This is a genomic window from Sphingobium estronivorans, assembly GCF_008692605.1.
Taxonomy (GTDB): Bacteria; Pseudomonadota; Alphaproteobacteria; order Sphingomonadales; family Sphingomonadaceae; genus Sphingobium; species Sphingobium estronivorans.
In genome coordinates, this window is the sequence record NZ_LFCT01000011.1 from 1 (window position 1) to 18804 (window position 18804).

Here is an 18804-nt window from a genome sequence, read left to right on the forward strand (position 1 = left end):
CGTCCGGTGAGCAGCCATCTATGGGGGTCCGGAGATTCGGGCAAGCCCTAAAATGACAGTTTTTGGAAATTCCTGTAAAAAACTGGCAAAAATTCGATTATCACGTTGATTTGACGCTATTATTTCATTTCGCAGCCGCGAAGACCGATCAACCAATGGCTCTTCAGGCGCCCAATCAGCCACCCCAGCACATCGGCAAAAGCTGCTGCGTCCGTCAGCCCAGCGCCACAATTGCCAACCGCCCCTTCCTGTCGCATTCCTGTCAGGATCGTCAACGAAGAGAGAGTGAGGACCAGGATGAGTCAGGCAATGGGGAGCCGCCGCATGGCGGGCAAGGTTGCGGTCGTGGCCGGCGCCGCAACGGGCATTGGGCGGGCAAGCGCGCTGCGACTGGCCGAAGAGGGCGCGGCGATCGTCGCCGGATCGCCAGCCGGGGAAAAAGCGCTGATCGATGATCTTGTCAGCCAAATCGGGCAGTCCGGCGGTCGCGCGACTGGCTGCGTTTTCGATGCCACGGATGATGCATCGGTCGCGGCGCTGATCGATGCGGCGATGGCAGCCTATGGCGGCATCGACGCGGTTCATGCCAATTTCGCCGACCTGCGCATCATCTTCGAGGATAGCGATGCGATCAGCGTGACCGACGCCGTGCTGGAGCGGACGCTGGACGTCAACCTCAAGGGCATGATGCGGATCACCCGCCACGCCTTGCCGCGCCTGCAACAGCGCGGCGGCGGCGCAATGATCTATACCTCTTCCACGGCGGCGATTGCGGGAGAAGACACGCGACCCTGCTATGCCATGGCGAAGAGTGGGGTGAACGCGCTGGTGCGCCATGTCGCTTCGCGCTGGGGCAAGGAAGGCATCCGCGCGAATGCGATCATGCCGGGGCTGGTGATTACCCCGGAGAAGCGGGAGACGATGCCCAAGGATTTCCAGGCGCAGGTGCTGGCGGAGGGCCGTTCCCAACGGCTGGGCGAGCCGGAAGACATCGCCGCCATGGTGGCCCTGCTCGCGTCACGCGACGGGGAGTGGATCAACGGCCAGTGCATCGCGGTCGATGGCGGCGCGACTTTGAGTTGAGGGGAAAATCAGCGTGCTCCCGCCTGCCCCGGCAAGCAGGAGCACCAATATCATGCGTCGGACGCGGCCTTGCGCCCGGCGCGGCGACCGAAGAAGGTGCAATCCGCCAGGCTCATGCCCGAGCTATAGCCATGGCCCCAGGCCGGCAGGCCCGATGTGCTGCGCCCCGCCGCGAACAGGCCGGGGATCGCCGCACCCGCGCGATCAATCACCTCGCCATCGGTCGAGGTCCGCAGGCCGCCCAAGGTGAAGAAGCTGAAATAGCTGTTCTCGAAGTTCATCTCCAACGCGATGAACGGCCCCTGGTCGAGCGGCGTCAGAATCGGCGCGCGCTTGCCGAACAGCGGATCGCGGCCCTCATGTGCCTGGGCGTTATAGAAGGCCATGGTCGCGCTCAGCGTGCCGGGCGCCATTTCCAGTTCGGCCTCAACCTCTTCCCAGGTCTCACCGGTGCCCGCGATGTTCATGCCCGCCAGTTCCAGCGGCTGCGAGAAATGGGCGTTGTCGAGCAGCAGGAACACGCGATCGCCCAACTGGTCGACGGCGGCGCGGCTGACCCGGCCATGATAGCAATCTTCGTTGATGAAGCGTTGCCCGGCCTGATTGACCAGTACGCCATAAGCCTGCGGTTCCGGCATGGTCCAGGGGCAGGTGGTGAAGAACTGATCCATGTGGATGGCGTCGGCGCCCGCGCCAATGCCCAGTTCAATGCCCGATCCATCGTCCTGATCGCCAAGGGGGCTACTGAGGCGCAGCGTTTCGGGGCAATAGCGCCGCCGCATCGCTTCGTTCATCACAAAGCCGCCGGTGCACAGGATGACGCCACGGCGCGCCCGCACGAAGCGGTTCACATTGTCGATCCGCACGACCAGCCCGACGACCCGATCGCCATCCTGCACCAGCGCCACCGCCCGCGCATCGGTAACGACCTCCACGCCCAAGGCGCGTGCGCGCTTTTCGAGCAAATCGACCAGCGGACGACCGCCGCCCCAGCCGACATGCTGGATCACATGGCCGCGCGGCGCCGGGCGGGCGGTATTGCAAAAGGGTTCGGCGGCTTCGCTGCCCGACCAGATCAGCGTGGAATCGTCGACCGGCTCGATATGCTTGCCGGGCAGGTAGTTGCCGCGATAGGGGACGCCCTGCGCCTTCAGCCAGTCATAATGGTTGAGCGATTCCCGCGCATACAGATCGCATTTCGCCTCATCGGCGCACGGTCCGCCCGCCATTTTGAGATAGGCGGCGAGATCCTCGACATTGTCCTCGAACCCTGCGGCGCGCTGGGCATCGGTGCCGCCGCCGATGTAGATTTCACCGCCCGACAGCGCCGAGGCGCCGCCGCTGCCCGTTCCGCGCTCGAACAGCATGACTCCCGCGCCGGCATCCGCCGCCTCGATCGCCGCGCAGGCGCCTGCCGCGCCAAAGCCGACCACCGCGACCTCTGTGTCGAAATCCCAGGCAGCAACGTTCTGCGCCGGATAGGGCCGATGGAGCGAAATGTCAGTCACGGGCAATCCTCTTCCTGTGCGGGCTGAAAAATGCCCGAGCTTCCACGGGGTGATAACGCAATGGGACGCCCTTGCCAATAATGCGTCCCATTGCTCATTCAGCTTTTCGCAATGCGGAGTTTTATTCCGGTATTTAAGCCGTCATTGCGTATATTTAATCGAACCACGCCCCGCCATTGACGGTGACGATGCTGCCCGTTGCAAAGCTGCCATCGTCGCCCGCCAGGAAGGCGACCGCGCCCGCAATCTCGTCAGGATGGGCCAGCCGCTTCATCAGGCTGTCGGCAGCGATGGCCTCCTTCACCTCAACGGGCAACGGCGCGTAGATCGGCGTTTCGGTCGCGCCGGGATTGACCGCATTGACGCGGATGCCCCGATCCGCCAGCTCACGGGCCATGGCACGGGTCATGCCCAACACGGCCGCCTTGGCCGCGCAATAGGGAATCGGGCCGTCCCCCTTCACCCCCGCGGTGGAGCCGATATTGACGATAGCGCCGCCCGTCCCCTGCTCCGCCATCAACCGCACGGCGGCGCGGCTACATTTGAACGTGCCGTCCAGCGTCACCGCCAGCACGCCGCTCCAGCCCGCATCCTCGCAGTGGATGGTCTGGTCGACATGGACGGCGGGATTGGTCGCCCGCTCCGCCTGCGCGGCATAATAACGATCCATGCCATCGCCCGGCGCGCTGCCGCGCCCGGCATTGTTGACCAGCACGTCGACGCCGCCCAGCATCTCCTTCACCTGCGCGAAGGCACGGTCGACCGATTCCGTGTCCGCTACATTGCAGGCAATGCCGACATGCGGCGCGGGCAGCACCGCGCCCGCTGCCGCCGCATCCAGATCGAGCAGCGCGACCGTCGCGCCCTCCGCCGCCAGCCGCCGCGCGATCGACGCGCCGATTCCCTGCGCCGCGCCCGTGACGACGGCGCGCTTTCCCTTCAGCCTTTGCATCATCCTCAATCCTCGACTTCCGGGCGCCATGCGACACCGTTGATATGCCCGCCGCCATCGACGAAGAAGCTGTTGCCGGTGGTGTAGCCGCCGCCTTCGCTGGCCAGGAACACTGCGACCGGCCCGATATCGCGCGTCGCATCGCCGAAACGGCCCGCCGGCACCTGTTGCAGGATCGCCTGCGCCATTTCCGGGTTGGCGGCGAAATAATCCTTCGCCTGCGGGCTGGTAGCCGCGGGGCAGATGATGTTGCAGGTGATGCCGTGCGGTCCCCATTCGACCGCCGCCGTGCGGGTGAGCGCCCGCACCGCTTCCTTGCTGGCATTATAGGCGACGGTGAACATATGCGCGTTCACGCCGTTCAGCGAGCCCAGGTTGATGATCCGGCCATAGCCCTGCGCCTTCATCACGGGGAAGGCCGCGCGCATGGCGCGGAAAGCGGACCAGTAATTCAGGTCGAACGCCCCCGCCATATCGGCGTCCGTATGATTTTCGAACCGCTTGGGGAAGCTGCCCCCGGCATTGTTGACCAATATGTCGAGCCGTCCGCCAAGCTGCTCGACAGCGGTGGCGACCATGCGGTCCACCGCCGCCGCGTCGGTCACGTCCACGGCCTGGGCAAAAGCCTTCACCCCATGGTTGGCGCGCAGCCATTCCGCTTCACGCTCCGCCTCCTCGCCGCGCCGCTGGGCAATGACGATGTCTGCCCCAGCCCCGGCCAGCGCGCGGGCAATCCCCTGCCCCACTCCCTGCCCGGCGCCCGTCACGAGCGCCGTGCGCCCTTCCAATATCCTCTCCATATTTTTTCTCCTGATGGCGGGCGGTTCAGGCGGTCAGGGCCGGATAGTCGGTATATCCCCGATGGTCGTCGCCCTGCCCGGTATAGAAGGTCTCGCGATCGGCATGGGCCAGCGGCGCGCCGGCGCGGAAGCGCTCGACCAGATCGGGATTGGCGATATAGGCATAGCCGAAGGACACCGCCTCCGCCTTCCCTTCCGCCAGCACGGCCTGCGCCTTGTCGAGCGTCAGGCCGCAATTCTCGATCACCGATCCGCGCCAATGCGCCCGCACCAGCTCCAACGAATCGAAATCCGCATTGGGAACATGGATCAGGTGGACATAGGCAAGGCCAAGGCCATCCACCGCCTGCAACAGCGTCCGGTAGGTTTCCGCCGGATCGGCATCGGCCATGCCGTTGAAGCCGACGCCGGGACAGATGCGGAAGCCCACGCGACCCGCACCGACGGCGGCGGCCATCGCCTCCAGCACTTCCACGACGAAGCGGACGCGGTTTTCCGCCGACCCGCCATAGCGGTCGGTGCGCTGGTTGCTGTTGGAGGACAGGAACTGCATCGGCAGATAGCCGCTGGCGCAATGCAGCTCCACCCCGTCCAGACCGGCGGCGATGGCGTTGCGGGCAGCGGCGACATAATCCGCGACCACGCCCGCAATCTCATCCGTTTCCAGCGCGCGGGGCATCTCGGTCGGCTGCGGCACGCCGTCCGGGCCGGGAATGGGATCGGGGCAGGGAATGGCGGAGGGCGCAATCGTCTCCGCATCCGCCGCCTTGTTCGCGCGGACGCTGGCGCGGCCGACATGCATCAGCTGCACGACGATCCGCCCGCCTTCGCCATGCACGGCGTCGGCCACCTGGCGCCAGCCCGCCACCTGCGCATCGTTATGGATGCCGGGCGTGCGCCAATAGCCCTTGCCGGCGGGCGAAGGCTGCGCGCCCTCGGTCACGATCAGGCCCGCGCTGGCGCGCTGGCGGTAATATTCCACCATCGCCGCCGTCGGTTCATCCTGCGGTCCGGCCCGGTCGCGGGTCATTGGCGCCATGACGATGCGATTGGCAAGCTGGATGTCGCCCAGCTTCACGGGGGAGAAAATATCGGTCATGGCAATCAGCTCCGTACGCGCGGTTTGGGCAGCGGCGCGCCGCGCCGCATCGTCTCGATGAATTTTTCCAGCGGCGCGGCCGGTTCGACCGGCCCGTCATGGGGCTGACCCAGCCGGTCCCAATAGCTTTTCCAGCTCGGGAACAGGTCGTGGAAACTGCCATGATAGGGCGCGACGCCCGGCCAGCGCATCTTGCGGTCGCCGACCGGCGGCTTGTTGAGGTCGGTCGCGTACCAATAGAGCGGCAGGCGGCGGCGGAAATACCAGCGGCCCTCGATCCGTTCATACTGGTCGAAATACATCATCTGCATGATGACCCATTCGGGGCCGCATTCATGCTCGTTCTTCGAATAGACGACGCCCTGCGCATGGTCGGGATCGTCGAAATCGATGATATGCCCCCCGATATGATGCGACGTGCCGTCGAACTGCATCGAATGGGTCTCGTCGAACCAGTCGCGCAGCGCCTTGCGCCCGGTCTTGCCGCCGCCGACGCGGACATCCTCCGGGAACAGATTCACCCAGGCGTCGGAATCGCGCATGTCCAGCGCCAGCGAATATTTGGCGGGCAACTGGCGGATCGCATCCAGCGATTCCAGCCGGTCGATACGCGCCATCAGGCTTTCGGTCTCGCTCATGCTCTCCCTCGACTCCTTCGAATTTGCGTAGGGAACTTCACCATTGTCAGCGCAAAGTTAAATGTTTAAACGGGTCAAAAGAGATGACAAAGAAGCTCAACCGTCATTTTTCCCGCCCCGCACCGGGTCGCGCCTCGGCCACGGTGGCGCGCGACCTGCTGCGCCTGGTGGGCGCTTATGGCGGCAACCAGCCCGCCCTCCTGCGGGAGGCGGGGCTGACCCATCTTTCCGCCAGCCTGCTCTCCCCTACCGCCCCTGCCCCCGCTTTGTCCCATGAGGAGTTCACCCGGCTCCATGCCCATTGCACCTGGGCGCTCGACGAATGCGCCGCGCGGCAGGAGGGACGCGAGCCGCTCACCAAGCTCGGCGTCGACATGCTGTGCCATTGCGTCATCACCAGCCGCACGCTGCGCGAGGCGATCGAGCGGACGGACCAGTTTTCGCTGCTGATCGGCAGGCGCGCCGGCCGGCTGCGCCTGCACGAGGAAGGCGGGGTGGCGCGGCTGGACATGGAAACGGTGCGCACGGTGCGCAACGCCTGCGCCTATCTGTCCGACCTGACCGGCCTGTCGACCTATCATCGGCTGTTCGGCTGGCTGATCGGGGAAGACATTGCGCTGACCGACGCGGCGATGCGCTATCCGCCGCTGCTGGATGAACGGACCACCTTCTATCTGATGCCGCATCCGCTGACCCATGGCGCGGCGGAGAACAGCCTGCGCTTCGCCGCCGGCTATCTGGACCGGCCCGTCATCCGCACGCCGCAGGAACTGGAACCGCTGATCCGCAGCTTTCCCTTCGACCTCGCCGTGCCGCTGTCGAAGGACGCGCCTTTGTCGGAGCGTATCCTGCATCTCTTTGCCGCCATGTTGGCCAGCGGGGAGGCGCCCGCGACGGCGGCGTGGCTGGCCCGCTCGTTCAGCATCAGCGAGGCGACGCTGAAACGCCGGCTGGCGGCAGAGAGCACATCGCTGATCGCGCTGCGCACCCAGGCGCGGCGCGATCTGGCGGCACGGCTTCTGTCGGACCCCCGGCTATCGGTCAGCGAAATTGCGCGCCGCACCCATTTCAGCGACGCCACCGCCTTCCGCCGGGCCTTCCACCAATGGACGGGGCAGTCGCCCGCGGCCTGGCGGGCAGAGTTGCGGTAAGTCGCGCAACCTCAATCCAGCATCAAATGCATGCGCGCGGTGGCGATGGGCTTGTCCCTGTCCCCCTGCCAGCACAGCGCCGTGGCATTCACAATCCGCTTGCCGATCCGCACGATCTGCGCCTGCGCGAAGCTGTCCGCCATTTCGCCGCCGCGCAGAAAATCGAAGGAGATATTCACCGGCCTCGGCCGCCGGTCGACCCCGCCCAGTTCCAGGGCCACCGCCTCCAGACAGGCCAGTTCCAGCAGGCTGGCGATCACCCCGCCATAGAGGAAGCCCGGCCGCCCTTCCAGATCGGGCGATACCGGCATCATCAGCACACCCGCGTCCAGGGAACATATCCCCAACATCTGGGCATAGGGAGTCTCGGCGATCATGCCTCGTCCATGAAAAAGAAGCTGAGCGTGGCGGAGGCGACGCGATCCTCCGGCGATCCATCATGCACTTCGCAATTCAGGAAGGCGACCTGCCGAGTCAGATGATGGCAGGTGGCGCGGGCATGGAGCGTCTGCCCCACCCGCGCCGCACGCAGATAATCGACCCGCATGTCCAGCGTCGCCATCGGTCGCCATTGCCGCGTCCGCGCGATCACCGCCGCACCCGCCGCCGCGTCGATCAGCGAAAGGATCGGCCCCGACGCCACCAGCCCCTGATCCGCGTCCATCAACAAACGCGGATCATAGGGACAGGCCATTTCCACCCAGTCCGGCCCGTCGGCGACCGAATACAGCCCCAGCATGGCATGATGGCCACGTGGCGGCAGGTTCTTCAGCCGCTCGAACAGGTCTTCCTCTTGCGTCATCCCTTCGGGACGTAACGCGGTTCGCGCGGCAGGCCAAGGCCCCGCTCTGCGATCAGATTGCGCTGGATCTGGTTGGTGCCGCCATAGATGGTGTCGGCGCGGGAGAAGAGGAACAGATTGGGCAGCGTGTCCCATTCATATTCCGCATGGTCGGACACTTCGCCCGCCTGGCCCAGCACGTCCATCGCCAACTCACCCAGATTGCGGCGCCAGCTGGCCCACTGGATCTTGTAGGTCAGCGCCGCGCCGTCGATCTTCTTGTGATCGGTCTGGGACAGCATCCGCAGCGCGCCGTAACGCATCAGGCGCAAGCCGATCTCCGCTTTCGCCAGCCGCTGACGGATCAGCGGGTCATTGGCCGCGCCATTGGCCTTGGCTGCCGCGATGATATCATCCAGTTCGTTGCGGAAGCCCATTTGCTGGCCCAGCGTCGATACGCCACGCTCAAAGGCGAGCAGGCCCATGGCGATGCCCCAACCCTGCCCGACCGCGCCGATCAGGCTGTCCGCCGGACAACGCGCATCGGTGAAGAAGGTCTCGTTGAACTCAGAATCGCCGTTGATCTGGCGAATGCCGCGCACCTCGATGCCCGGCTGGTCGAGCGGCATCATCAGGAAGGTCAGGCCCTTGGGACCCTGCGACCCTTCCTCAGTGCGCGTGACCACGAAAATCCAGTCGGAAATATGGGCAAGGCTGGTCCAGATCTTCTGGCCGTTGACCACCCATTCGCCGTTTTCCAGCCGCCCGCGGGTGCGGACGCTGGCAAGGTCGGACCCCGCATTGGGCTCGGAAAAGCCCTGGCAGAAGATCGTCGTGCCCGCCGCGATGCCGGGCAGGAACTGGCGCTTCTGCTCCTCCGTGCCGAAGGCCAGGATGGTCGGCCCGGCCAGTTCGATGCCGATATGGTTGATGCGGCCCGGCACGCCTGCGCGGGCATACTCCTCCGCGAAGATCACCTGCTGCGCCAGCGTCGCGTCGCGCCCGCCCCATTGGGACGGCCAGCCGATGCACGACCAGCGATGGGCAGCGAGTTGCTGCTCCCATTCCTTGCGGCGCTCCGGGCTGCCGGTCAGCTTGGTGATGCCCTTGATGTCCTTGAACTCGCCCGCCATCTGGCCGTTCAGCCAGTCGGCGCATTCCTGACGGAACAGTTCGTCTTCTGCCGAAAAACCGAGCTTCATGCTGCTTCCCCCAGGATCATCGTGGCAATGCGTTCGCGATGCCAATTGCCGCTGCCCAACATGGACTGGAGCGAGCGGGCACGTTTGAAGAAGAGATGCGCGTCATGTTCCCAGGTGAAGCCGATGCCGCCATGAAGCTGGATCATGTCACCCGCGCACCGGAAATAGGTGTCGGCGGCGAAGCTCTTGGCCGCGTGGATCGCCAGATCGGCCTCGTCCGACTGTTCGTCCACCGCGCAGGCTGCCCAATAGACGACCGAGCGCGCCTGCTCGATCTCGATCATCATGTCAGCCAACCGGTGCTTGTACGCCTGGAAGGACCCGATGGGACGGCCGAACTGCACCCGCTCCTGCGAATAGGCGACGGTGCGGTCGAGACAGGCCTGCGCCCCGCCCAACGACTCTGCCGCGACCGCGATGAAGGCGGCGCGATGCGCGGCGGCGAGCGCGGCGGCGGGATCGGCCAACGCCTCGCCCTGCGCATCGGCCAGCGTCACGCGGGCGAACGGACGGGTCTGGTCCATGCTGGTCTGCGCCGTGACCGTGACGCCCGGATCGTCCGCCCGGACCACCCACATGCCGCGATTGTCGGTGACAATGAACAGCGATGCGCTGGCGCCATGGGTCACATAGTGCGCCCCGCCGGTCAGCCGGTCGCCCTCGACCTTCAGCGCGCCGTCGTAAAAATAGCCCGCAATCGCTTCACCGGAAATCAGATCGGGCAGCAGCGCCGCCCGCTGTTCCTGCGTGCCGCCGGCCGCAATCGCCTGCGCCGCCTGCACCAGACTGCCCAGCATCGGCAGCGCCGCGACCTGCGCGCCTGCGGCCTCCGCGATGATCGCCAGTTCGACCATGCCCAGCCCCGATCCACCCGTCTCTTCGGGCAGACCGATGCCGCTCAACCCCAGTTCGCGGCAGAAGGCGGCCCACAATTCCCGGTCGATGCCGTCGGCGGCCATGGCGCGGCGCACGCGCTCGCTCGTCGCATTGTCGCGGAAGAAGGCCTGTGCCGTCTCCGCGATCATCTGCTGCTCTTCGGTAAAGGCGAATTCCATTTCCTGGCAGTCCTCTTCCTTGACCCACTGCGCGGATTGTCGCCCGCTCTCGGTTCCGCAATGGCGGGTGCGCAAGCACAACCTGCCATCATTTGCGGATATATTTATCAAAATACCCGTAAATGACAAGATCGAAACCGGGCCATTTTCAACATTTGCGGATATTTTTTTGTTCTGTTTTCCGAAAAAGTCGAATCAATGCCGCAATTCAGTCCGCATCCTCACCATCCAGTGCGGCCTTTTCCGTGATGCGCACGATCCGCGAATTATATTTGACCGCGCTCACCGCGATGGAGGTTTCGATATGGTGCACCCCCGGCATCGCCAGAATGCGGTCCGCCGCGAAATGATGGAATTTGCCCAGATCTGTGAACAGACACGTCACCATGATGTTGAATTGTCCGGCCACGATCATCACCGCTCGGGCGATCGGCATGGCGGCGATCTGCCGGGCAACATCGCGGATATTCTCGATATCGGCCTGAATGCCGATGAAGGCGATGCGGATGTCCCGGTCCAGATCGAGGCTGGTGATCGCGGTGAAGGCCAGCAGCCCGTCCTGCTGCAACCGCTTGATGCGCCCGCGGACCGTGCCTTCATTGACGCCCAGGTCGGCGGCGATCTTGCGGTTGGACACACGGGCATCCTGGGCCAGCATGTCGATCAGCTGGCGATCGAGATCGTCGAGCGGCGCCTTGTTCATGCGCCGCCTCCCGAAACTTGGGGGCCGGATTCGAACTGATATTTGATGACGTCCAGCACGATGGAGGGCCGCATCGTCCGCACGCCCCGGACCTTGGACAATTTATCGATCATGAGCTCGGGCAGCTCTCCATATTCGCGCAGCGCGAGCAGCACGTCGATATTGTGCCGCCCGGTGACGAGGAACACGGCGAACACCTCGGGCAGCGCGGCCAGTTCCTCCGCCACATCGGACGAGGCGCGGCCGTCGACCTCGACCGCGATCTGGATCAGCACGTCCATGCCATGGGCCGCGAAGTCCGACACGGCGACCACGTTCAGCTTGTCGGACTGCTCCATCCGGCGGATTCGGCCCGACACGGTGGCGGCGGTCAGATCGAGCGATTCCGCGATCTGCTGGTTGGTGGACCGTCCGTTGCGGCGCAGATGGCCGATGATCTTGCGGTCGATCTCATCGATGGAAAGGGTTTCATTCATACCGGGTTCATGGCACAATGCCCGTCCGATGGAAACGGGGCCTGCGCCAGCGCCTGCCTATCCCGCTCCAACCGGCCGCCCACCAGCCAGCCCAACACCGATGCCAGGAAGCCGAAGGGAATGATCACGCTGAGCGCGACGGCGAGCGAATGCCCGTCATTGCCCAGCCAACCGCTGATCGCGCCGGTCGCCCAAGGTCCGACGAAATAGCCCAGCAGGGTGATTGCGGCCAGAAACAGGGCGGTGGACGCCGCGCGGATCGGCGCGGGCAGCATATATTGCAGCGTGGCGAGGAAGCCCACCGACCAGCCGCCGCCCAGCAGGCCCGACGGCACCGCCAGCCAGAGCGCCACTGTGAAGCTGTCCGCCCAGGTCGCGGCCAGGATCGCCAGCGTCGCCGCGCCGATGGCCAGCGCGGACAGGCGCGAGGGCCAGATCATGCTGCGCGCCGACAGCCGATCGGCCAGTGCGCCGAACAACAGGGTGCCGACCAGCCCCGACAGGCCGAAATTGAGCGCGAAGGCGGACTTGGCCACCACCGGGTCCAGCCCGTAACGCCGCGCGAACAGTTCCGGCCCCCAATAGCCGAAGGCGACGCCCGACAGCGCGCCCAGCGCAAAGGCGAGCATCATCAGCACGAAGGCAGGCCGCCGCACCAGCAACGCCACCAACCGGCCGAAGGGCATCACCCCGTCCTGCGCCAGTTTCGTGCGCGCCGGCTCGCGGATCAGCCACAGCGCCAGCGCGCCCAGCGCGACGCCCCCCACGCCCATGCCGATAAAGGCCAGGCGCCAGCCATGCACCGCCGCGATGGCGGGTCCGCCGGCCTGCCCGGCGATCTGGCCGAAATAAGTCGCCAGCCCCAGCAGCGCGAAGGCGAAGCCGCGCTTTTCGGGCCGGAAATAATCGGACAGCAACGAATAGGCCGGGGCGACAAAGGCCGCCTCCCCCACGCCGACGCCCACCCGCGCCAGCGTCAGGCTGATCGGGCCCGTCGCAAGACCGGTCGCGACCGTCGCTCCGCTCCACAGCACGCAGCCCGCGGCGATGATGCGAATCCGGCTCCCCCGGTCGGCCAGCCGCGCGAAGGGCACGCCCAGCACGACGTACAACACGACGAAGGCCGGCCCCATCAACAGGCCCATCATCCCGTCACCCAAGCCGAACTCCGCCTTGATCGGTCCGATCAACCCGGTGATCAGATAGCGGTCAGCGAAGTTGAAGATATAGATCGCCAGCAGCATCGCCAGCACGACCCAGGGATTGGAAGGAGCCGTAGAGGCCGACCGATTGTCCATGGCATCAATCCCTCAGCAGCGAACCACCGTTCACATGCCAGAGCTGGCCATTGACCCACACCCCGTCATCCGAAGCGAGGAAGGCGATGGCCCCGGCAATATCGTCCGGCTGGCCCAGCCGCCGATGCGGAAGCGTGGCCAGCATGGAATCGACATATTCCTGCGTCAGATGCTGGGCGACGGCTTCGGTCAGCACCACGCCGGGACAGATGCCGTTGGCGCGAATGCCCTGCTTGCCGAATTTGCGTGCGACATGGCGGACCAGCGCATGCAGCGCATTCTTGGTCATGGGATAGGCGACCTGCAACGGATTGCCCGAAATCGCCGCGCCGGAGGAGGTGTAGATCATCGCCCCGCCGCCCCGCTCGATCAGCACGGGCAGCGCCGCCTGCGTCGCCAGGAAATGGCTTTTCGCGTTGATCGCGAAGCTGCGGTCCAGCACTTCCTCGCTGCAATTGAGGATATCGATATCCCCTTCGGTCCCGCCCGCCAGATTGGAATGATAGAAGTCGAGGCCGCCAAATTCATCCAGCGCCGCCTGCACGATGGCCGCCTGCGACGCCGCGCTGGTACCATCCAGCGCCACGCCGATGGCCTTGCCGCCATGCTCGCGGATCGCGGCGGCGGTTTCCTTCGCCCATTCCGCCATGATGTCGCCGATGACGACCTGCGCGCCTTCGTCCGCCAGACGCCGCGCCGTCGCCGCGCCGATGCCGCGCCCGCCGCCGGCGACGATGCCGGTCTTACCCTTCAATCCACGCATAATCTCTATCCTTGTCTATCAGAGCGTCGGTCGCCGGTCCCACCAGGGCGCCGCCTTTTCGAGCTGCCCGGCGAGCCGGAACAGCGTTGCTTCGTCGCCATAGCGGCCCATGAACATGACCCCGACCGGCAGGCCGCCGGACGACATGCCGAGCGGCACCGACATGGCGGGCTGGCCGGTCATGTTGGCGATCTGGGTGAAGGGGGAGAAAGTCGCCGTCCGCTGCCCCCAGGTCGCGAAATCCGTATCGGGCGACAGGTTGATCTTCCCCAGTTCCAGCGGCGGCGCCGCCAAAGTCGGAGAGAGGATCAGGTCATAATTGCTCATGAACTGCGCCATGACCAATGCCGCCGTCTGCAAGGTGGCGTTGGCGCGGGCAAAGTCCATGCCGCTGGTCTTCTGACCATAAGCGACGAAGCCGAGCGTAATCGGTTCCAGCACGTCGGGACCGATGGCCATACCGGTCGCCTTCGCCCGGTCGAGCATGTCGGCCGCGACCGACGAACCGATCAGCACGAAGCTGGCCGCTCCCATCGCCGCCATGTCGAGCTTCGGCGCGGCCTCCTCGACATGATGGCCCAGGCTTTCGCACAGCCGCGCCGCCTTTTCGGCCACCGCCAGACATTCCGGATCGACTGGCGTTCCGGCGGGCGCGTCCTTCATGAAGGCGATGCGCAGCCGTCCAGGCGCCTTTTCCAGCTGGGAGAGGAAGCTGCCCTCGGGCGTCGGCGCGCCATAGCGGCTGCCCGGCTCCACCCCATGGGTCGCGTCCAGGATCGCGGCGGAATCGCGCACCGACCGGGTCACGGCATGATGGACCGACAGCCCGCCCCAACCCTCGGTGCGCGGCGGACCCATCGGCACGCGGCCCCGGCTGGGCTTCAACCCGAAGAGGCCGCAGCAGGACGCCGGAATGCGGATCGACCCGCCGCCGTCCGTGGCATGGGCGGCGGGCAACACCCCTGCCGCCACCGCCGCCGCCGCGCCGCCGGAAGAGCCGCCCGTGATATGGGCCGGGTTCCACGGATTGCGCGTCGCGCCGGTCAGCTTGTTCTCGGTCGTGCCGGTCAGCCCCATTTCGGGGACGGTGGTCTTGCCGAAGATGACGAAGCCGGCCCGTTCGATCCGGCGGACCAGTTCGGACGTCACTTCGGGCTTGTAGCCCTTGTAGAAGCGGCTGCCATTGTCGGTCGGCAGGCCGGCGATATAGGTGTTGAGATCCTTGATCAGCCAGGGAACGCCGCTGAACGGCCCCTGCGGCAAGCCCCGCTTGATGGCGGCGCGGCCATAGTCATAATGTTCCTGCGCCATGAAGTTGAAGCGCGGGTTCATCGTCTCCACCCGTGCGATCGACGCATCGAGCAATTCGGTCGGCGAGACCTTCCGGCGGCGGACCAGATCGGCCAGCCCCAGCGAATCATGCGTGTCGAGCGGGCTGGAGGATGTCGCCGCCTTCGCCGCCCCCGCCATTCCCAGCAGCGCCGCCGCGCCGACCCCGGCCATGCTTTCCCGGCGTGTCATGTCCATTGCTATCCTCTCTTGCCCGCAATCTTCACGGCTCATATGTTTCGCGCCCCTGCGGAGCCATCCTCCGCAGAAGCACGTCACGTCATCCGATCAGGAAACAGCCTGGTCGGCGTAATAACGCGAATAATATTTGCGGAACTGCGGGATCGGCCCGTCGCCGTCGCAGATGATCGGATTGGGTTCGAACTTCTGCCGGTCCCACACCACCTTGTCCTGATCGAACTGCTTGCAGATGTCGCGGATAATCGCCTTGGCCACGCCCGCGCGCTCGCCCTCGGCCTGCGCCTTGGGCTGGGTGAAGCACATGCGGACCTTGACATGGTCCAGTTCCACCGGCGCCAGACACGCTACCAGAAGCGTTTCGGAAATGCCGGTGAAGCGCGTCCAGCTCTGGCCCGGACCCATGGTGTCATAGCTGATGCAGCCGTCCACTTCGCCCCAGGGCGTGCCCATCTTTGCCTTGACGTCCGCGCCCCGGCCCCAGTCGCCCCAGCGCAGATCGCCCAGCGGCACGTTCGCCGTGCCGTGGATGAAGCGGAAATGGGCGACGTCCACGCCGTTTTCAGCCATGTTCTGGAGCGAGCCCCAGACATTCCATTCATACACGTCGTAATCGGTCCACTCGGGATCGCTCGCCTCGGGCAGCACGGCGACCTCGAACAGCGGATCGAGTCCCTCCGGGTGATACCAGGCCCAGATGAAGCGGTTGGCTTCGGTGATGTGCCAGTTCTTGGTGCACTTGCGCTTCACCTGCGGCGGAATGACGCGGGCATAGGGAATCTCCTTCACCGCGCCTTCATCGCCATCATAACGCCAGGCGTGGAACGGGCATTCCAGCAGATTGCCGTGCACCTTGCCGCCATGGCCCATATGCGCGCCCAGATGCTTGCAATAGGCGTCGAGCATGCGGACCTTGCCGTCCTCGCCCCGCCAGATCGCCAGATCCTGCGAGAAATAGCGCAGCGGCTTGACTTCGCCCTCCGCCAGTTCGGACGACATCAGGACCGGATACCAGCCGAAGGGAATGCCGATATTCAGATTGCGTTCCTCGATCGAGGCGCGACCCTTCACCTCGGCCAGGCGCCAGTCGGCCAGGTCCTGCCCTTTCAGCTTTTCGAGAAGCTGCCAGACCGCGACCGGAGGGGTGCGGGCGTCTGTTGCGTCATGCGTGTTCGACATGGGAAAGCTCCGCTATCTTATTTCAGGTTGAAAACCTTGATGGCATTTTCGCGCAGGAATTTCGGCCAGACCTCATCCTTGAACGGCACCTTTTCCATGTCGCTGAAGATGCGGTCGAGGCTGAGACCCATGGGGAAATAGCCGGCGTAGATGATCTTGTCGGCGCCGCGCGTATTGGCGTAGTCGATGATCGCCTTGGGATAATGTTTGGGCGCGAAGGCGCTGGTCGAATAATAGAGGTTCGGCCATTTCAGCATCAGCTTGACAGCCAGCGCCTCCCACGGCTCCGCACCGTGCCGCATGACGACCTTGAGGTCCGGGAAGAACCAGCAGACCTCGTCCAGATGCTCGACCTTCTGCGTCTCCATCGGGATGCGCGGGCCGGGAATGCCGGCATTCAGCAGGATGGGAATCCCCAGCTCTTCCGCGCAGGCATAAAGGGGGAACATATATTTATGATTGATCGCCACCTGCGGCAGCGTGCCCGCCGGGAAGACGCTGATCGCGGACAGGCCGACCTCGGCATGGATGCGCTTGATCCGGCGCACTTCCTCCATGCCCTTGTTCGGATCGCAGGGCAGGTCGAAGAAGAAGCGGTCGCCGTACATTTCCTTGGCGCGGTAGGATGTCGCATTGTCGTTCCAGCCGACCAGCGCCTTGTCGATATTGTGCCGGTCCATCTGCTCGACGGTCCAGGCGACGAAATCGTCGGTCTTGCCGGTCTGCGGAATATCCTTGAACATATATTGCGCCGGCATGGCGAATTGCTGGAGCGTCTGCTGGTCCTTGATCAGCGGCCGGAAGGGGTCGAACCAGTCGGATCGATCCTCTGCCTCCGGAATACCCAGCATGCAGTCGATAATTCCGATATCCTTGGGCATTCCCATGGGAAACTCTCCTATTTTAGGATGCCGCCAGTTGCGGCCACAGCGCGCGGAGCGCGATCTTGTCGATCTTGTCGAGATGAGTGCGCGGCAGCGGATCGGGAATCACGACCACGCGCGCAGGCGCCTTGTAGCGGGCGAGCCGTTCGAGCACCCAGTCCGTCACCGCACGCTCATCGACGTCGCGGCCGACGACAATGGCGACCAGTTGCTCGCCCAGCCGTTCGTCGGGGATGCCGAAGGTCGCGCATTCGACGACCTGCGGCATTTCGCCGATCACCCGCTCGACCTCCGCGCAATAGATATTCTCGCCGCCGGAAATGACCATGTCCTTCATCCGGTCGACGATGAACAGATAGCCGTCCTCGTCCAGCCGCCCGACATCGCCGGTGCGCAGCCAGCCGTCTTCGGTAAAGGCCTTGGCATTCTCCTCCGGGCGGTTCCAATATTGGCTCATCACCATGGCGCCCCGGACCTGGATCTCGCCGCTCTCCCCGACGGGCGCGGCCTGGCCGTCGGATCCGGCGATGCGCAGATCGATCAGCGGCAGCACCCGGCCGGCGGCGGCAGGGTTGTTCAGGAAATCGGCCCCCACGGCCTGCGCGATGGCGCCCGCCGTCTCGGTCATGCCATAGCCCACGCCGATCATCGCGTGCGGGCAGAGCGCCCGCACCTCGTCCAGCAGGTTTAGCGGCAGCGCCTGCCCGCCCGAACCGATGTTGCGCAGCGACGACAGGTCCATTTCGCCCTGCTTGGCATGGCGGATCATATCCCACAACATGGTCGGGACGGACGTCAGCATCGTGATCTTTTCATCCGCGATGATCCGCACCGCCTCCGCCGCATCCCAGCGGCGCATGATGACGACCTTCGCGCCCGACAGCAACGGCGCCAGAAAGGCCGAACCGAGCCCGGAAATATGGAACAGCGGATAGACCAGCAGCGTCGCCTGCGGCGGCACCTGCGCCATGATGCTTTCGACCGACACGCCGTAATTGCGCGCCATATTGTGCAGCACCATCATGCCCGTCAGCTGGGTGCCGAGCAGGCCCGTCATCAAGCTGCGATGCGAGAGTACCGCGCCCTTCACCCGCCCGGTGGTGCCGGAGGTGAAGAGGATCGCGCAGGGGTCGTCCGCGTCTGCGCCGCCGATTTCCGGCAATGCCCCCGCCGGCCCCAGATCTTCGGGCTGCAACGCGTCCAGCACCGGCACCGCGCAGCTGCTTTGCCGGATCAGCGCGGCGCGTTCCGCATCGGCCAGCACCAGCGCCGGATCCGCATCCTCGATCATCGCCGCCAGTTCCGCAGGCGCACCCCGGCTGTTGAGCAGCACCGCAACGCCGCCCATGCGGATCACCGCCATGAAGGCAACCATCCATTCGGCGCGGTTGCGCATGCAGATCGCCACCCGATCGCCGCGCCCGATTCCCAGCCGCGATGCCAGTCGATCGCGCCAGTCGAACATCTGCGCATAGCTCAGCCGTCGTTCCCGGCCGGCATCGTCCTGTTCGACAAGGAAGGTTGCGTCGCCATGACGACGTGCGCTTTCGATCAGCAGCGCCAGATCGTCCGGCGCGCGCCGGAAATAGCGAATGCCGCCCCGCTCCCCGATTTCAAACGGGGTGCCGGGCGCCGTGACGTCCGCGAAGACGGGATCGCCCCTAGCCATGATGGGGCGCCTTATCAAGATTTGCCATTCATCCTC

General features: G+C 65.3%; 19 protein-coding genes. 2 read left to right on the forward strand and 17 right to left on the reverse strand.

The genetic code is table 11. The features are described 5' to 3' along the window. Nucleotides 1–297 precede the first annotated feature (297 nt). A complete protein-coding gene (locus tag F7P65_RS09045) occupies nucleotides 298–1083 on the forward strand; it encodes an SDR family NAD(P)-dependent oxidoreductase (protein WP_240334245.1) in 786 nt (261 codons plus the stop codon). A gap of 50 nt (nucleotides 1084–1133) precedes the next feature. Here the strand turns inward: F7P65_RS09045 and F7P65_RS09050 are convergent, their stop codons facing one another. From F7P65_RS09050 to F7P65_RS09070, 5 genes are all read right to left on the reverse strand, one after another. Beyond that, complete coding sequence (locus tag F7P65_RS09050) at nucleotides 1134–2591, reverse strand: FAD-dependent oxidoreductase (protein WP_150291418.1); 1458 nt, start codon at nucleotides 2589–2591, stop codon at nucleotides 1134–1136. A gap of 154 nt (nucleotides 2592–2745) precedes the next feature. Next, nucleotides 2746–3546, reverse strand: a complete 801-nt coding sequence (locus F7P65_RS09055) for an SDR family NAD(P)-dependent oxidoreductase (RefSeq protein WP_162854570.1) — start codon at nucleotides 3544–3546, stop codon at nucleotides 2746–2748. Nucleotides 3547–3548: 2 nt separating this feature from the next. Beyond that, nucleotides 3549–4343 carry an SDR family NAD(P)-dependent oxidoreductase gene (locus F7P65_RS09060; protein ID WP_150291420.1) on the reverse strand — a complete coding sequence of 265 codons (795 nt, stop codon included), beginning with the start codon at nucleotides 4341–4343 and terminating at the stop codon, nucleotides 3549–3551. Between the two features lie 25 nt (nucleotides 4344–4368). Continuing rightward, on the reverse strand, nucleotides 4369–5442 hold the full coding sequence (locus F7P65_RS09065) for an alkene reductase (protein ID WP_150291421.1): 1074 nt from the start codon (nucleotides 5440–5442) through the stop codon (nucleotides 4369–4371). A gap of 5 nt (nucleotides 5443–5447) precedes the next feature. Next, nucleotides 5448–6080 carry a nuclear transport factor 2 family protein gene (locus F7P65_RS09070; protein ID WP_150291422.1) on the reverse strand — a complete coding sequence of 211 codons (633 nt, stop codon included), beginning with the start codon at nucleotides 6078–6080 and terminating at the stop codon, nucleotides 5448–5450. An 83-nt stretch (nucleotides 6081–6163) separates the two neighbouring features. On the opposite strand from F7P65_RS09070, the gene F7P65_RS09075 reads away from it, so the two are divergent. Next, nucleotides 6164–7231, forward strand: coding sequence for a helix-turn-helix transcriptional regulator (locus F7P65_RS09075; RefSeq protein WP_150291423.1), 1068 nt, complete (start codon nucleotides 6164–6166; stop codon nucleotides 7229–7231). An 11-nt stretch (nucleotides 7232–7242) separates the two neighbouring features. Here F7P65_RS09075 and F7P65_RS09080 read toward each other — a convergent pair whose 3' ends face one another. The 12 genes from F7P65_RS09080 to F7P65_RS09135 all read right to left on the reverse strand — a co-directional run bounded on the left by F7P65_RS09080 (nucleotide 7243) and on the right by F7P65_RS09135 (nucleotide 18768). Beyond that, nucleotides 7243–7608, reverse strand: coding sequence for a PaaI family thioesterase (locus tag F7P65_RS09080; protein WP_150291424.1), 366 nt, complete (start codon nucleotides 7606–7608; stop codon nucleotides 7243–7245). Further along, complete coding sequence (locus F7P65_RS09085) at nucleotides 7605–8033, reverse strand: PaaI family thioesterase (protein WP_150291425.1); 429 nt, start codon at nucleotides 8031–8033, stop codon at nucleotides 7605–7607. The genes F7P65_RS09080 and F7P65_RS09085 overlap by 4 nt, the downstream gene beginning before the upstream one ends. Next, on the reverse strand, nucleotides 8030–9214 hold the full coding sequence (locus F7P65_RS09090) for an acyl-CoA dehydrogenase family protein (RefSeq protein WP_150291426.1): 1185 nt from the start codon (nucleotides 9212–9214) through the stop codon (nucleotides 8030–8032). Before F7P65_RS09090 ends, F7P65_RS09085 begins: the two co-directional genes overlap by 4 nt. Beyond that, nucleotides 9211–10269, reverse strand: coding sequence for an acyl-CoA dehydrogenase family protein (locus tag F7P65_RS09095; protein ID WP_150291552.1), 1059 nt, complete (start codon nucleotides 10267–10269; stop codon nucleotides 9211–9213). The genes F7P65_RS09090 and F7P65_RS09095 overlap by 4 nt, the downstream gene beginning before the upstream one ends. Nucleotides 10270–10477: 208 nt before the next feature. Continuing rightward, nucleotides 10478–10972 carry an Lrp/AsnC family transcriptional regulator gene (locus F7P65_RS09100; RefSeq protein WP_150291427.1) on the reverse strand — a complete coding sequence of 165 codons (495 nt, stop codon included), beginning with the start codon at nucleotides 10970–10972 and terminating at the stop codon, nucleotides 10478–10480. Continuing rightward, on the reverse strand, nucleotides 10969–11448 hold the full coding sequence (locus F7P65_RS09105; RefSeq protein ID WP_150291428.1) for an Lrp/AsnC family transcriptional regulator: 480 nt from the start codon (nucleotides 11446–11448) through the stop codon (nucleotides 10969–10971). The genes F7P65_RS09100 and F7P65_RS09105 overlap by 4 nt, the downstream gene beginning before the upstream one ends. Further along, on the reverse strand, nucleotides 11445–12746 hold the full coding sequence (locus F7P65_RS09110) for a spinster family MFS transporter (RefSeq protein WP_150291429.1): 1302 nt from the start codon (nucleotides 12744–12746) through the stop codon (nucleotides 11445–11447). Before F7P65_RS09110 ends, F7P65_RS09105 begins: the two co-directional genes overlap by 4 nt. Nucleotides 12747–12750: 4 nt before the next feature. After that, nucleotides 12751–13509, reverse strand: coding sequence for an SDR family NAD(P)-dependent oxidoreductase (locus tag F7P65_RS09115; RefSeq protein WP_150291430.1), 759 nt, complete (start codon nucleotides 13507–13509; stop codon nucleotides 12751–12753). Nucleotides 13510–13527: 18 nt separating this feature from the next. Further along, a complete protein-coding gene (locus F7P65_RS09120; RefSeq protein WP_240334246.1) occupies nucleotides 13528–15030 on the reverse strand; it encodes an amidase in 1503 nt (500 codons plus the stop codon). Between the two features lie 96 nt (nucleotides 15031–15126). After that, the gene (locus tag F7P65_RS09125) at nucleotides 15127–16215 is read right to left on the reverse strand and encodes an aromatic ring-hydroxylating oxygenase subunit alpha (RefSeq protein ID WP_150291432.1); all 1089 of its coding nucleotides are present in this window, start codon (nucleotides 16213–16215) and stop codon (nucleotides 15127–15129) included. A 17-nt stretch (nucleotides 16216–16232) separates the two neighbouring features. Continuing rightward, complete coding sequence (locus tag F7P65_RS09130; protein ID WP_150291433.1) at nucleotides 16233–17102, reverse strand: amidohydrolase family protein; 870 nt, start codon at nucleotides 17100–17102, stop codon at nucleotides 16233–16235. A gap of 16 nt (nucleotides 17103–17118) precedes the next feature. Further along, nucleotides 17119–18768 (reverse strand): class I adenylate-forming enzyme family protein, encoded by a 1650-nt coding sequence (locus tag F7P65_RS09135; RefSeq protein WP_150291434.1) that lies wholly within the window; start codon nucleotides 18766–18768, stop codon nucleotides 17119–17121. Nucleotides 18769–18804 lie beyond the last annotated feature (36 nt).

Coding starts and splice junctions, on each gene's coding strand:
- F7P65_RS09105 (WP_150291428.1), bottom strand. CDS start 11,448: ATGAATGAAACCCTTTCCATCGATGAGATCGACCGCAAGATCATCGGC.
- F7P65_RS09055 (WP_162854570.1), bottom strand. CDS start 3,546: ATGATGCAAAGGCTGAAGGGAAAGCGCGCCGTCGTCACGGGCGCGGCG.
- F7P65_RS09120 (WP_240334246.1), bottom strand. CDS start 15,030: ATGACACGCCGGGAAAGCATGGCCGGGGTCGGCGCGGCGGCGCTGCTG.
- F7P65_RS09125 (WP_150291432.1), bottom strand. CDS start 16,215: ATGTCGAACACGCATGACGCAACAGACGCCCGCACCCCTCCGGTCGCG.
- F7P65_RS09045 (WP_240334245.1), top strand. CDS start 298: ATGAGTCAGGCAATGGGGAGCCGCCGCATGGCGGGCAAGGTTGCGGTC.
- F7P65_RS09065 (WP_150291421.1), bottom strand. CDS start 5,442: ATGACCGATATTTTCTCCCCCGTGAAGCTGGGCGACATCCAGCTTGCC.
- F7P65_RS09100 (WP_150291427.1), bottom strand. CDS start 10,972: ATGAACAAGGCGCCGCTCGACGATCTCGATCGCCAGCTGATCGACATG.
- F7P65_RS09110 (WP_150291429.1), bottom strand. CDS start 12,746: ATGGACAATCGGTCGGCCTCTACGGCTCCTTCCAATCCCTGGGTCGTG.
- F7P65_RS09080 (WP_150291424.1), bottom strand. CDS start 7,608: ATGATCGCCGAGACTCCCTATGCCCAGATGTTGGGGATATGTTCCCTG.
- F7P65_RS09130 (WP_150291433.1), bottom strand. CDS start 17,102: ATGGGAATGCCCAAGGATATCGGAATTATCGACTGCATGCTGGGTATT.
- F7P65_RS09115 (WP_150291430.1), bottom strand. CDS start 13,509: ATGCGTGGATTGAAGGGTAAGACCGGCATCGTCGCCGGCGGCGGGCGC.
- F7P65_RS09095 (WP_150291552.1), bottom strand. CDS start 10,269: ATGGAATTCGCCTTTACCGAAGAGCAGCAGATGATCGCGGAGACGGCA.
- F7P65_RS09090 (WP_150291426.1), bottom strand. CDS start 9,214: ATGAAGCTCGGTTTTTCGGCAGAAGACGAACTGTTCCGTCAGGAATGC.
- F7P65_RS09060 (WP_150291420.1), bottom strand. CDS start 4,343: ATGGAGAGGATATTGGAAGGGCGCACGGCGCTCGTGACGGGCGCCGGG.
- F7P65_RS09085 (WP_150291425.1), bottom strand. CDS start 8,033: ATGACGCAAGAGGAAGACCTGTTCGAGCGGCTGAAGAACCTGCCGCCA.
- F7P65_RS09070 (WP_150291422.1), bottom strand. CDS start 6,080: ATGAGCGAGACCGAAAGCCTGATGGCGCGTATCGACCGGCTGGAATCG.
- F7P65_RS09075 (WP_150291423.1), top strand. CDS start 6,164: ATGACAAAGAAGCTCAACCGTCATTTTTCCCGCCCCGCACCGGGTCGC.
- F7P65_RS09135 (WP_150291434.1), bottom strand. CDS start 18,768: ATGGCTAGGGGCGATCCCGTCTTCGCGGACGTCACGGCGCCCGGCACC.